This is a genomic window from Veillonella sp. 27098_8_77 (assembly GCF_041431535.1).
In the GTDB taxonomy this organism is placed as follows: domain Bacteria; phylum Bacillota; class Negativicutes; order Veillonellales; family Veillonellaceae; genus Veillonella.
Genome location: NZ_JAPVXW010000009.1, coordinates 49,077 through 63,267 on the forward strand (window position 1 = coordinate 49,077; position 14,191 = coordinate 63,267).

Consider the following 14,191-nt stretch of genomic DNA (forward strand, 5'->3'; position numbering starts at 1 on the left):
ATACAAAGAAACGAAGCCGGCGTAAACAAGTGCCGGCTTTGCGTCGCAGTCAAGAGAATGATACAAATACAAAAAAAGAGTCCGTTGTAGAGCGTACTTCTCGTGCGGCCATGGTTAAGGTTACAGAGCTGCGTCGTAAAGAGCGTCGTCAAAAACAGACAAAGCCCATTGCTAAAACAACACCAACGATGACGTTAAAACGTATCGTGTCGCCTCAAAATGTAGGGAATACGGTATCTAAATTTGGACGTTCCCTAACATTTGATTTGGGGATTGATTTAGGCACAGCTAATGTTTTGATCTATGTGAAGGGCAAAGGCCTTGTACTTGATGAGCCAGCTTGTGTGGCTAAAGATACGAGAACTGGAGATGTATTAGCTGTAGGTGAAAGCGCACGACGTATGATCGGTCGAACACCGACTGGCATTGAGGTTATACGTCCTGTTCAAGCAGGTGTTATCGCTGATTATGACATGACGGAATTTATGCTTAAATACTTTATTCGTTCTGTTGTGCCTGCATCTCGCCTTATGAAAACACGAATTGTTGTCTGCGTGCCTTCTGGTATTACACCTGTAGAAAAACGTGCTATTTTAGAAGCCTTGTTGCGCACTGGCGCCAAGAAAACCGTGCTTATTGAAGAGCCTCTTGCTGCGGCGATGGGGACAAATTTAAATGAAGCTGAAAAGGTCGGTGCTATGGTTGTAGATATTGGTGGTGGTACTACTGATATCGCCGTACTGTGTGATACGGGGGTCGTGGTGAGTGAATCGTTGCGTATTGGAGGGGACTCCTTTAATGAAGCCATCATTCAATATGTGCGCCGCAAGAAAAAACTAGTTATAGGTCCATTGACGGCTGAGGAAATAAAAATATCCGTAGGAACTGTAGATCGTCGTTCAGAAGAGCGCGAGATTGAAATCAGAGGGCGTGATGTCATTACGGGCCTGCCTAAAATGGTGACGCTCCATTCTTTGGAAATTCAACGAGCACTAGAATCGCAAGTTATGAGTATTCTTGAGGCAATTAAGTCTATTCTAGAAAAAACGCCGCCTGAATTAGTGGCTGCTATAGGAGATCACGGTATCATTTTGACTGGTGGAGGGGCCTTAATTAGTGGTTTAGATCGCGTTATTTCACGCTCTGTCGGCATAGCGGCTTATCTAGTCGATTTACCACGATATGCTGTTATTAAAGGCGTGGCCAAAACATTAGATGAAATGTCATCATTACGTGATACATTAGAAGATTTACAATAGAGCTGAAAGCTGAGGTGTGATGACCTCAGCTTTTTTGTATTCTAAGTGAAAATAGTGTATACTACAAGTAAATAGATTGTATAAAATCAATACTAAAATACAGCCTATTATAGTTAGATATAAAATAGTATAAGAATTATAATTACAACATATTTTAAAGGAGTTCTCTTATGATACGCCTTAAAACGGCCGCTATGGTGGCATCTATTTTAATAACTAGTTCTGGTATTGCTCATGCAGGGGATTTGACAGCCGTTCGAGTTTCTGATTACGATGGTGCAAGTCGCATTGTTTTTGATATGACTGAATTGCCCTTATCATGGACTAAGTCATATAATGCAAGCCAAAATACGGTTACATTAAACATGGCCAACACGACTAATAAAATTTCAAACGCTGCAGATCGGACACCTCATAAGGTAGGGGTGTTAAAAGGAATGTCTTTTCAACCTACCGACAATGGATTACAGGTGAGATTATCTGCCAATCAATCGGTCAATTATCATGCTTTCACATTATCTAATCCTAATCGTGTGGTTATTGATTTGTTTTCCGATTATAGTCAAAAGACAACTAAAAATGTAGGTGCATCGATTCAGACTACTAATATAAAAACAACGGTTAACGAAGGGAGTATTCGAGCTTATGCGATGACTGTTAATAGTGATGCGCCTATGGTAGTAGCTAGTGTACCTAGTGGAAAGCCGTTAGGTTCGATTGCTCAGCAGCATATAGCGTCTATTGGGTTAGCCGTCCCAGGGAAGAGCTTTGATAAACCATATTCGGTTAGCACATCCGGTGAGGTGGATTTAAACCGCATTCAATCTGTTGGTGTGCTCAGATATACGCCGAGTCGAGGCTATTTTATTGAAGAGAAGAAACCTCTGTTACAGGCTAAAACACCTAAATCTACGTTGGTGATTACCGCTGTTAATGGGCCTCGTAGAAATAATGCACTTACATTATATACGTCTAGTTATGGTGAAAGTACACAAACGAATGAATATGGCTATGAAGTGACCGTAAGCAATGGAAAGGTTCTTAAGGTAGGAAAAGGTAATTCGGTGTTAGGGGCTAATCAGTTTGTACTATCCGCTCATGGCGAAGCCATAGCTTCATTAAAGCCGCTAAAAGTAGGTACGCCTGTCGTATTGCAACCTCGTCAAGAACTTGCAAAGGTAGAAACTGCTGGCGGTGCTGCAGTTGAAGGGGGAACCCTTGTTTTGCATAATGGGAACTATGTGGGACCTAAAGAATCGACGAATCGAAGTCGTAGCTTTATAGGTACTACAAAGGACGAAAAGCTTGTAGTAGCTGCTATAGACAAACAGAATGCGTCATCTGTAGGGGCTACATTAGAAGAAGGCGCTGATTTACTAACGTCCTTAGGTGCAGTTAATGGTTTTGAATTATCGAATCAGGGAAGCGTAGATATAGAGGTTGATGGACATTATGTTCACAAAGGTAATGAAGTGCCTAGTGCTTATGAAAAGATACTTATAATTAAATGATAAATTGTATACAATTTTGTTTGAAAAAAAGCTAGAGATTTAGTATAATATCTTTATGTATTCTATTGTAAAAGGAGGGATCGTTATGAAAAAGACCTTATTAGCTTTAGTAGCTTTAACTGCATTAGGTATAACTTCTGTAATGGCGGCCCCTGTATCATACCAAAGCGTATTAACAGGTAAAGTGGCTTCTACCGTTTCTGTTGGTACTTCTGTAACGGAAGGACAAACATTGGTGACTGTAGAAACATTGGCAGGTCCTATGGCAGCGGCTAAATCCACGGTGGATGGCACTGTGACTGCAGTTAATGTTACGGTAGGTTCTGATATTTCTCGTGATCAAGTCGTTGTCACTGTAGAAAGCAAATAAAGGAGATAGGAATGAAGTTTTCTCATTCTTGGCGTCGGTATAGAAAAACGATACTGGCGCTTTTCTTCTGTAGTGCTCTATCATCGGCGCAGGCAGTTGATTTTATGCCTGTCCAAGATGTACAGACTGGTATGGAAGGTATAGCAAAAACAGTAATAGTAGGGGATACCATATCGAATTTTAATGTTAAGGTTTTGGGCGTTATGAAGGATAAAGGCCCATCCGGCCATTTGATTCTTGCAAAATTTTCCGGTCCTGTTATGGAACAGACTGGAGGGATTGCTCATGGTATGAGTGGTAGTCCTGTATATATAAATGGGAAACTCGTTGGTGCCGTAGCATATGGTTGGGGCTTTGCTGATGGTACAATCGGTATGATTACACCTATTGAAGATATGGTGAAATTGTGGAACATACCTTATGAAAAGAATTTGACTAATAACTGGTCAGACAAACAATTAATTCCTATGAAAACTCCGTTGATGGCTTATGGGTTTGATAGTGCGTCTATGGAGTATTTTAAATCAAAATTACCACAATACAATTATGAAACATACGACACTGCTAGCTCTAGTAGCGACGATATTGCTAAACCTTTACAGGCTGGCGGCTCTGTTGCAGCATTATTGGTTGATGGTGACTTAAAACTCGGTGCTATTGGTACTGTTACCTATGTTGATGGTCAACAAATGGTGGCCTTTGGACATCCGTTTTTAAAACATGGTTCTGCCAACTACTTCATGCATAATGCAAATATTTTTACGGTTGTTAAAAGTTATGAATCCGCATTTAAATTGGGATCTATGGGCCGTGAAATTGGTACCGTTACTGAGGATCGTGGTGCTGGTATTGCCGGTGTATCGGGCACAATCTCCAGTGGTATTCCCGTACGCTTTCATCTGAAAGATATCGACATGGGTCGTGATAAACATTCCAATGTAAAGGTTATTGACGATAAGGATATGACTCCTACATTGGCGGCTACAGCACTATATAATATGTTGAATAAAACATTGGATCGCAGCGGTGCAGGTACAGCAAAAATCACATATACCATTACGCCAAGAAATGGTGAACAAAAACCATTAACACGAACTAATATGTTCTACAGTTCTGAATCTATTAGTGAGAAAACAGTTGATGAATTTTATAATGTTATCGATGTATTGATGAACAATCGATTTATTAATTACGAGATTACCGATATCAATGTGGAAACAGAGGTAACGCAGGATAAAAGAACGGCGAAACTCGTAGATGCATCTGCATCATCGACAGTAGTATCACCAGGGGATACAATTGTAGTAGATGTTACATTGGAACCATATCGCGGGGAAAAAATCAACAAAGAGGTTTTCTTCACGGTACCAAAGGATCAACCATTGGGTAAATATACTCTAGAGGTTCGTGGCGGCGGTGAGATTCCATTGCCATATGTATTGGAAAAACAAAAATACAATTTGACCGATGAAGTATTGCGTCGACTAAAGGTATATAAAGACTTTAATGACTTGTTTGATGAATTACAAAAGACAGATACGAACAATCAAATTGTTGTAGAAATCTTAGAAGATGGTGTTAGCCTCGTAAATGAAGAGGCTTCGACGAGCTCTGTGAAAAAAGCAAAATTGCAAGGGGTAGAAGATAAACCAAGCCCTGGAGACCTTAAAAAGAAAAAAGGTAGCGAAGACATTAGCGATGGCAAAGATGATGAAAAGAAAAATGAAAAAACTGCTGTCGATACAGAGTATATCGTGCAAGGTGATGGTCAATTTACCATTCAGGTTATGAGTACTAAAGACCGTGATAAAGCATTAGCTAAACGGGCAAAAGAACAAGTTAAGATGGAACATAAATTAGAACTAGAAGATCAAAGCAATAAAAAGGCGTCTAAGTCTAATTCTGGTAAAAAGGATGCATCGGCTACTAAGCCATCTAAAGATAATCCTTCAACTAATAAACCTGCAGAGGATAAACCATCTAAAGATAAACCATCTAACGATAAACCATCTAAAGATAAACCATCTAACGATAAACCATCTAACGATAAGCCGACGAATGATAAACCTTCTAATGATAAAATATAATAAGATGTATTGTGTAGGTCGAATAATTAGCAAGGAGGGCTGTTGTGAATTGGCTTGAGATGATAGGTCGCAATGTAATGGCCGGTCTATCGAATGTGGGGACTGCTATGCTACTCGTATGGCAGACCATAAAACAATTAAAAATGCTCAATGCATGGCATGTTTTACAACAGATGGCTCATCTTGGTGTAGATTCACTACCAATTATTAGCTTGACACTATTATTTGCGGGTGGTGTAATGACACTGCAAATAACAGATGTATTGGTTACCTATGGTGCACAAGGCACAGTAGGCGGACTCATGGCGGTTGCTATGGGGCGTGAGTTAGGCCCAATACTAGTTGGAGTTGTATTGGCTGGTCGTGTAGGTGCTGCTATTACTGCTGAAATTGGTACGATGAAGGTAACAGAACAAATCGATGCATTACGCGTTATGGCTGTAAATCCGATTGGGTATCTCGTTGTACCTCGTGTTGTAGCTTGTATGATTATGGTACCAATCCTTGCATTTTATGGCGTTGTTATTGGTATAGTAGGTGGTTATTTTGTAGCTACCGCTATAAAGGGGCTAGCACCAGCTACCTATTTAGATTCGATACAAATGTTTTCAACTATTTCTGATTTTACATTGGGGTTAATTAAATCTAGTGTTTTTGGTGCTGTCATCGCTCTTGTAGGGTGCTATAAGGGGATGCATACAAAGATGGGGGCCGAAGCTGTTGGTTTCTCCACTACTAGTTCTGTAGTAACAAGTATTATCTTAGTATTTGTATTGAATTATTTTTTATCGACTCTACTCTTTTAATCGATTATCTCGAACGAGGGTTTTATGATTGAATTACGTGATGTAGTTGTAGCCTATGACACGCGTGTAATATTAGATTCTGTTAATCTAACCATTGCAGATGGAGAAACGCTTGTCATTTTGGGTGGTAGTGGTAGTGGTAAAAGTACTCTATTGCGCTTAATTATAGGTTTACAACGTCCCACATCGGGCCAAATTATTGTAGATGGTGTAGATATTACTACATTATCTGAAGAAGAATTTAATAAGGTACGACAAAAGATGGGCATGGTATTTCAATACTCCGCATTATTTGACTCTATGTCAGTGGGGGAAAATGTCGCCTTCGGTCTAAGAGAACATACTAATATGAGTGATGATGAGATTAAGCATATTGTTGCTGAACGACTTGGCTGGGTTGGTTTGAGTGGTTATGAATCTTACATGCCGAATGAATTATCTGGGGGGATGAAAAAAAGGGTGAGTCTTGCTCGGGCTATTGCGCTTGATCCGACGCTCATCTTGTACGATGAACCTTCGTCTGGTCTAGATCCTATTACATCGGGGACAATTAGCATGCTCATTCGAGGAATGCAAGAACGGTTGGGTTGTACATCTATCGTAGTAACTCATGATATGCAATCTGCTTTTTATGTGGCTGATCGGATTGCATTACTTGATAAGGGAAAATTTATAGAAGTATCTAAAACAGAGGATTTTAAAAACTCACCTAATCCTAAAGTACAACAATTTATTCATGGTGAGGCGGAGGCTATCGATATCGGAACAAGGAGAGACAGATAATGAAGTGGACGACGGAAGCTAAAGTAGGGGCTTTCACAATTGTAGGTGTTGTGTTGTTCGTGCTGGGCATCATATTTGTGGGGCGTATAGACGTATTTGCAAAACCTCAGATGACGATTACCGGTGATTTTGCTCAAGTTAATGGGTTGAAAAATGGTAATCAGGTTAAATTTTCTGGTGTCGCAATTGGTACGGTTTCTGATATTGAAATTACACCATCTGGGGTTGTGGTGAAGATGAAAATCGATGATAAAACACAAATACCAAGCGATTCAACATTTACCTTAGGATCAGATGGATTCTTAGGAGATAAATTTATTCAAATTTCACCTGGCAAATCAACCGTATATTTACATGATGGTGATTCTGTTAAGGGTGAAGGGGCTGATGCGATGGATAAAGCCATGCAAAGTGCTCAAAAATTAATGGCTGGTACAGAACAAATGTTGCAATCCATTAATAATATTATTGGCGACCCTAAAACACAAGACGCATTAAAACATTCGTTGCAATCTACGGCTGTCATGGCTGATAATGCGGTAGCGGTTACACAAAATATGGCAGATGTGACGGCTCAGCTAAATCAAGCGGCTCAACAATTTAATGCCGATGGTAATGCAGGTAATGACATGCGTGCCATTTTGACGAATATTAAACAAACTACGGATCGTGTTGATCATATGGCGCGATCCATGGAAGGAACCGTAACGGATCCAAAAGCACAAGAAAATATTAAAGCAACATTGCATAATACGGAGCAAATTTCTGCTCGTGTCAATAAATTGTTAGGTGGCAAACCATATGCATCTGAAACCGTTAATGGTTCTTCGAAGGCTAATGGTTCTGAAAAAAAGTCATCTATTAAAGTAGAACCTTCTGTGGATTTACTTTATAATACAAATCAAGAAGAGGTCCGTATCAATGGTCGTGCTCGCGTTTACACAGATAAAGGCATGGGTGAATTTGGACTTTCTAATATTGGTGATGATACCGATTTTGATTTGAATGGCGGTAAATTTATTGCCAATAAATGGTTAGTACGCGGTGGTATTTTTGAAAGCAAGCTCGGATTTGGCATTGACTATAATCCACGTGGGTCTTTTGGCGTTTCTGCAGCTATGTATGATTTAAATCATCCTAAATATCGACTACGTTCTGATATACGCTTACATAATAATACGTACGGTGTTGTGCAAATGACACGCCCATTTGGTTCTTCAAATGGAGGCACCTACTTTGGTATTAAACAAGTCTTTTAAAACACATATCGTGTGGAGGTATACGTATGAATAAGAAGGCCTTTTCTTTAGCCATAATATTATCGATGGCTACAACAGGTGCATTCGCAAGTGACGTTGTTTCTACATCTGTCAATAATGGTGATAAACTCACAAAACTTCAAAAAGAAGCGATTCAATTAACGCAACAACAATTAGCTCAAAAAGCTTCTCAAGATGCACAACAATATGAAGTCGCATTGAACCTAAATGAAGATAGCACAGTTTCTCTTGCACTGGCTAATAACCGCACTGCAAAACAATCCTTGTGGGATTATGAAGCGGCAAAAGCTACAGTAAGTGCTACAGCAGCAGGAAAAAATCCTAATGTATCCTATGCATGGCAAGGCACGCGTAATCACGGTGCCAATGCTATGACGGGTAGAACTGTTACTAGTAAAACAGGTCAACATAGCTTCACTATTAAGGCCCCTGTGTTTAGTCCTTCACTAGATGCTAATATTGATAAGTCCCGCTTTGCTCGTGAAGGCAGTGGTGCTGCTTATGAAGAAGCATTGCAACAAGCTAAATATGATGCTATCAATGGTTACTATACATTGATTATGTATCGTAACAAGGTTGACGTAGCGAACCAAGCGGTTAAGGATTATCAAGGTCATGTAGATAATGTTAAGGCTCAATATAATGTAGGCCTTGTAGCTAATTCTGATGTATTAGCTGCGGATACTAATTTGGCAGATTCTCAAACTAATCTTGTAAAAGCCCAAAATGCAGCGAATTTAGCGGAAGCGAACTTGAATTTGGTGATTGCATACCCAGCACAAACATCTATTACAACAGCAGAACATGATTTACAATACAAACCATATGCAGTTACATTAGAGCAAGCAAAAGCGTATGCTATGCTTCATCGTTCTGCTCTAGTGCAATCTGCGATGGCTGTAAAACAAGCTGAAGAGGCTTTAAAAGCTGAGAAAGCTGGCTATTTACCAACTGTAGGTGTTGAAGCTGGTCGTGGCTATGCTGATCCTGATGGTTACTTTGGTACAAGCAGCAAATCTTGGCATATTGGTGCATCCGCTACATGGAGCTTATGGGATGGGGGCCAAACACAAAATAAAATTAAGGTCGCTCAAGATACATTAGAAAAATCTAAAGAAGCTAATTTGGCTGCTGTAGATAAGGTAAATCTTGCAGTACAACAAGCGTACCTTAACTTGCGTTCTGCAGAACAAACAATTCAAAGCACGCAAACTGCTGTTAAACAGGGGCAAGAAAACTTCCGTATTGCAACACTTCGTTATCGTGCTGGCGTAGGTACGAACCTTGATGTACTAGATGCAGAAACTAAATTGACAGAATCTCGTAATAACTACGTAGATGCGTTGTATAATTACAATGTCAGCATTTCCGCTCTTGAACAAGCAACAGGTATTCCTTTGGATACTCCTGTAGGTCAAGGGGCAAGCATTATTGCTAACAGCGGTGCAGTAGAACAATTAGCAGCATTAGCTTCAACTACACCTGCAAAAAAATAAGTATATAGATAGTACATACTATATTAAAAATGACGACTGCTTTGGCGGTCGTCATTTTCTTATGATTAAATAGGATATATTACATTTTGATTTCATAAAATTTATGCATCATATACTATTGAAATATCATAGAGTATGGTAATATTGATGTATAAATAAGCGTATTTTTTAGGTGTGGGGTTTCCTATGACACGGAAGAAATGGTGCCTAATTGGTGCAGCAGTTTTGGGACTTGGTATAGCAGGCATATCTGCTTCAATTAATCCCGTTGCAGAACGATATGTGGCACCCATGGTACAGGAACAACTACATAATACAGTAAGGGGCACGATTCAGTATGATTCCATACATGTAACATGGGATGGGGATATAGAACTGCAAAATGTATCCTTACGAGATGAGAGTAATCATTTGGTGGCAGATGTACCAACTATGAATGTATCTATGAAATGGTCATCGGTTCCTTCTATCGTGATGGGCAATTCTAGTGGTGCTGCTGTTGTATCGACGATTACATTAGATAAACCTGACATTCATGTGTGGCAATTAGCTGATGGGACTTGGAATGTAAATTCTTTATTAAAACCATCATCAAAAAATGATAAGAAATCATTTGATGGCAATATCGTCGTTAATGATGCTACAGGTGCTGTTCGATTTAAAGATGGCAATGTACATAAGTTAGCCAATCTAGATGGTAATATAGCCTTAAATGTTGATGGTATGACAAAAGGAGCATTAAATGGACTTTTAGATGACCATTCGATTGCTGTTAATGGCTCTATCGACATGAATAAAATGGATGATTTTGATTTGTTTGTTCGAGCCGAGTCCGTTGATATATCAGGCATCATGAATATGGTTCCATCCAATAAAAATCTCTCTATAACATCTGGTATATTACATGATGTAAAAGCACAGATTACGGGGCGTGATGGCAAGTATTCAATGTCTGGTAATTTAGCCTTTGATGGTGTAGACGGCACGTATAAGAATGGATCTACTACATATCAGATTAGTAAAGGCAATGGGAAAATCTTTTTCCAAAACAATAATATACTAATCAGTCGCAGCGGGTGGTATATAAATAATCAAGCTGTTAAGATTAATGGTTTAGTAACACTTAGTGATGACGTTGATTTAAATCTAAATGCTGTTGCGGATTCCGTAGCATTAGAGACTTTCACCAATAACCAATTTACCGGTACTATAGGTGGTCGCGTTCATATTGGAGGCACCAGTGTCAATCCAAATGTATCAGGTACGATTAAGAGTAATGAGGTTTCTTATGACGACTATCGTATTGATAGTGGAGAGGCAAATTTCATTTATTCTGACGGCACAGTAGATATACGTGATGCTACATTATATATTGGAGATGGCAGTGTAAACGGTAGGGGAAAATATAATGTCGATAGCGGTGATTTTTCTGTAGAGGGAACAATTCATAATGCTGAGATTGCACCATTTACTCAAAATCTAGCAACCCCTATTAGTGGCATTGTAAATGGCGATTTTGCCGTTACCGGAAAAAATAGAAATATTACTGCTTTAGAAGGAAATGTAATCGGTTCTGGTATTTCGGCACGTGGCATCTCTCTCGATACGGCTAAACTTAGCTTTACAAAATCTGGTACGATTACCAATATTGCTGTCACAGGGGCTATGGGTAATGGTTTACTCAGTGGATATGGTACGATTGATAATAATCTTTTAAATCTATCCTTGTCGGCGGATTCATTAGATGCATCTAATTTTTCAAGTCTTGTTGGTAATAGTATATCTGGTAATATTACAGGCCATACTTCTATTACAGGAAATTTAGATAATCCATCTGTGACCGGTAGTATTACAAGTCCTGAGATCATTTATGATGGTGCTCATTTTAATTCTATTAATGCAGGCTTTACTATTCAAAATCATATATTAGAATTAACCGATACATCTATAGGTGATGGGGATGGTGCTATTACTATAGGTGGGACACTTGATTTAAATTCTAATGCACTTAATATGCGGGCGCGTGCAAAAGCTGTTCGGATAGAGAACTTAATTAGACCGTTTTCTGATGTTCCACTTACTGGTTGGTTTGAATCAGAAAATGAGATTCGCGGTACTATAGATAATCCATATGTTCATGGATATGCACATTTGTATGATGGCTCCTATAGTGGTAAGTTAATAAGCGATGCGAAGTTTGATTATACATTAGAGAATCAAATCCTTACATTACCGGACTTTACTGTTCAAGGCTATGGGGCCGTTATTCAAGGCTCTGGTATTGTATCAGAAGATGCCCTAAATATCGATTTAGAAGGTAAAGATATAGATATTGGCAGGTTATTAGTCAATACTGATTATGATGTAAAGGGCTATGTACAAGCTAAGGGGCATATTGGTGGCTCTTTATACAATCCTAATTTTAATGGATCTGTTACATCTAACTTCTTAACTATTAATGGCGAAGGTATTACCAATATTTCTGGTACATTATATGCAGATAAAACCGTCGTTAATTTAGAAAAATTTGAATTTGATGAAGAACAAGGTGGCCATTATATGGCCCGTGCAGGTATGTCTACGGTGGGCGACAAGAGATTATTTGGTACACTCGAGGTCTCAAATGGCCGTGTAAACAACCTATTGTCCTTGCTTGGTAAACCTGTTGATAAATTAGATGGATCGTTAAGTGGTACTGTTGATTTGGGAGGCACCTATGGTAATCCAAGCCTTAATGTGGTGGGTTCAATTAAGGATGTAACTATTGATACGAAGGTAGTAGGCGATGCAACGATAGATGCCAGTCTAGAAAATCGTAAGTTTAAAATTCGCACATTAAAATTACCTGTTGATGATGGACTTATTGCTGCTGGTGGTACTGTTGATTTAGATGGTGATGCAGATTTACAAATTGCAGTTCGCGATGTTGATATAGAACCATTTTTGCCGCTTATTGGTGATAATATTAATGCTACTGGTTCCGTTACCGGTGTTATCAATATGACAGGGGCTACAAAAAATCCTAAGGTTGAATTGTCTGCGAGCCTTGCCAATGGTTCTTATAATGGTATCGATATTGATCAAGGATTCGTATTGGCAACCATGGAAAATCATGTTATTAATGTTCAACGTATTCAAGGGGGTAAAGGCGACTATAAGCTAAGTGCATATGGTAAGATTCCTCTAGCCGCGTTGTATACGACTGGATATCTCGATGCGAATGATTCTAAAGCGATGGATATGACTATTGACTTTAATGAAGCCGATATGGCTGTTATCCCTTTGATTACTCCTACCGTGAAAGAAGCAACTGGAGCGCTAAAAGGTCTTGTTCATGTAACGGGGACTATTGATCAGCCAGAGGCTTATGGTACAGTATCTGTTCGCAATGGTACGATGAAGATAAAGACCATAGGTAATGAGTTTAAAGACATTGATGGGGATTTGATTTTCTCAGGACAACAAGCTGATTTCCAATCACGCATATCTGCTGGCAAAGGTACTGCGGGCTTAGCGGCAAAGGTTAATTGGACAGGTCACGAGATGACTAATTATCGTATGGCTATTCAATTGGATGAACTTGATTTAGCTAATGAATATATTTCTGGCCCACTACAAGGCGAGTTATATATCGCTGAAAAAAATGGTATTCCAACGCTTATGGGTGATTTAAATCTAGAAAATATGAAATTTAAGATTCCTCTTTCTCTAGAAACCAGTGAAAGTACACGAAACCTTGGCATTGATGTAAATGTACATGCGGGTAAAAATGTACGACTCTATGATAGGTCCTTATATGATATGCGCATTAGAGGGGATGTCCATTTTGGTGGATCCGTATTTACGCCTACCTCTAGTGGACAGTTTAATGTAGTAAGTGGCACATTTAAATATCTAAGTCATACCTTTGATATTACAAAGGGGACTGCAACCTTTGCATCTGGATCGTACTTGCCTATGCTTCAGCTTGATGCGGAGACAAATGTGGGCACCTATAATATCCATCTTGGTGTAAAAGGTACCGTGGACCATATGGATTTAACGCTTAAATCAGAACCAAGTTTATCGCGTAAACAGATCATTTCTATGTTAACCTTTGGTCGAGGTGAACCATCGAATAGTAGTACGATTACCAATGAAGATGCCAATGCATTGGCGGTAGCTAGTGCGCAAATGTTTGCTTTCGGTTACGTACAAGATGCGGTTCAAAATGCATTGGGCTTAGATCGTGTTAATATTACGACAGGTTCTATAGATCCTAATGAACCTACTAGTAGGGAAACATCAGGAAATTATAATATCGAAATTGGTAAGTATGTCTTGCCGAGAACGATGATTACCTATACTCAAGGTATCAATAATAAGCAAAATAAATATGGTATTGAATATTCGTTGCGTCGAAGTGTTAAGTTTAATGCTTGGCATACGTCTCAAGGTAGTACATACTTTGGTGGACGTTGGACACGAGAATTCTAGTGATATGACTATAATGAAGGAACTGAATAAGCACCTTCATTATAGTCATTTTAATTTCATAAAATTGAATTATAGTAGTACTAATTCCCAGTATTATATGATATAATAATAAAGATTTAATAC

The 14,191-nt window shown here is 39.0% G+C and carries 9 protein-coding genes; all 9 read left to right on the forward strand.

From position 1 onward, the window contains the following. Nucleotides 1-29: 29 nt before the first annotated feature. The 9 genes from O3617_RS06605 (at nucleotide 30) to O3617_RS06645 (ending at nucleotide 14,068) form a co-directional block, all read left to right on the forward strand. Nucleotides 30-1,259, forward strand: coding sequence for a rod shape-determining protein (locus O3617_RS06605; protein ID WP_371449273.1), 1,230 nt, complete (start codon nucleotides 30-32; stop codon nucleotides 1,257-1,259). Nucleotides 1,260-1,429: 170 nt separating this feature from the next. Then, complete coding sequence (locus O3617_RS06610) at nucleotides 1,430-2,770, forward strand: phosphodiester glycosidase family protein (RefSeq protein WP_371449242.1); 1,341 nt, start codon at nucleotides 1,430-1,432, stop codon at nucleotides 2,768-2,770. Between the two features lie 85 nt (nucleotides 2,771-2,855). Next, nucleotides 2,856-3,140, forward strand: a complete 285-nt coding sequence (locus O3617_RS06615; protein ID WP_371449243.1) for a biotin/lipoyl-containing protein — start codon at nucleotides 2,856-2,858, stop codon at nucleotides 3,138-3,140. A gap of 11 nt (nucleotides 3,141-3,151) precedes the next feature. After that, complete coding sequence (locus O3617_RS06620) at nucleotides 3,152-5,227, forward strand: SpoIVB peptidase S55 domain-containing protein (protein WP_371449244.1); 2,076 nt, start codon at nucleotides 3,152-3,154, stop codon at nucleotides 5,225-5,227. A gap of 44 nt (nucleotides 5,228-5,271) precedes the next feature. Beyond that, nucleotides 5,272-6,033 carry an MlaE family ABC transporter permease gene (locus O3617_RS06625; protein ID WP_371449245.1) on the forward strand — a complete coding sequence of 254 codons (762 nt, stop codon included), beginning with the start codon at nucleotides 5,272-5,274 and terminating at the stop codon, nucleotides 6,031-6,033. Between the two features lie 24 nt (nucleotides 6,034-6,057). Further along, on the forward strand, nucleotides 6,058-6,816 hold the full coding sequence (locus O3617_RS06630) for an ABC transporter ATP-binding protein (protein ID WP_275249339.1): 759 nt from the start codon (nucleotides 6,058-6,060) through the stop codon (nucleotides 6,814-6,816). Next, complete coding sequence (locus tag O3617_RS06635) at nucleotides 6,816-8,075, forward strand: MlaD family protein (RefSeq protein WP_371449246.1); 1,260 nt, start codon at nucleotides 6,816-6,818, stop codon at nucleotides 8,073-8,075. Before O3617_RS06630 ends, O3617_RS06635 begins: the two co-directional genes overlap by 1 nt. Nucleotides 8,076-8,101: 26 nt before the next feature. Beyond that, the gene (locus tag O3617_RS06640) at nucleotides 8,102-9,592 is read left to right on the forward strand and encodes a TolC family protein (RefSeq protein ID WP_371449247.1); all 1,491 of its coding nucleotides are present in this window, start codon (nucleotides 8,102-8,104) and stop codon (nucleotides 9,590-9,592) included. A 186-nt stretch (nucleotides 9,593-9,778) separates the two neighbouring features. Continuing rightward, nucleotides 9,779-14,068: a translocation/assembly module TamB domain-containing protein gene (locus O3617_RS06645; RefSeq protein WP_371449248.1), complete on the forward strand. Its 4,290-nt coding sequence runs from the start codon at nucleotides 9,779-9,781 to the stop codon at nucleotides 14,066-14,068. Nucleotides 14,069-14,191 lie beyond the last annotated feature (123 nt).

Bases quoted from the DNA above. Each gene is read 5' to 3' on its own strand.
- O3617_RS06610 (WP_371449242.1), top strand. From the start codon at position 1,430: ATGATACGCCTTAAAACGGCCGCTATGGTGGCATCTATTTTAATAACT.
- O3617_RS06615 (WP_371449243.1), top strand. From the start codon at position 2,856: ATGAAAAAGACCTTATTAGCTTTAGTAGCTTTAACTGCATTAGGTATA.
- O3617_RS06620 (WP_371449244.1), top strand. From the start codon at position 3,152: ATGAAGTTTTCTCATTCTTGGCGTCGGTATAGAAAAACGATACTGGCG.
- O3617_RS06630 (WP_275249339.1), top strand. From the start codon at position 6,058: ATGATTGAATTACGTGATGTAGTTGTAGCCTATGACACGCGTGTAATA.
- O3617_RS06635 (WP_371449246.1), top strand. From the start codon at position 6,816: ATGAAGTGGACGACGGAAGCTAAAGTAGGGGCTTTCACAATTGTAGGT.
- O3617_RS06640 (WP_371449247.1), top strand. From the start codon at position 8,102: ATGAATAAGAAGGCCTTTTCTTTAGCCATAATATTATCGATGGCTACA.
- O3617_RS06645 (WP_371449248.1), top strand. From the start codon at position 9,779: ATGACACGGAAGAAATGGTGCCTAATTGGTGCAGCAGTTTTGGGACTT.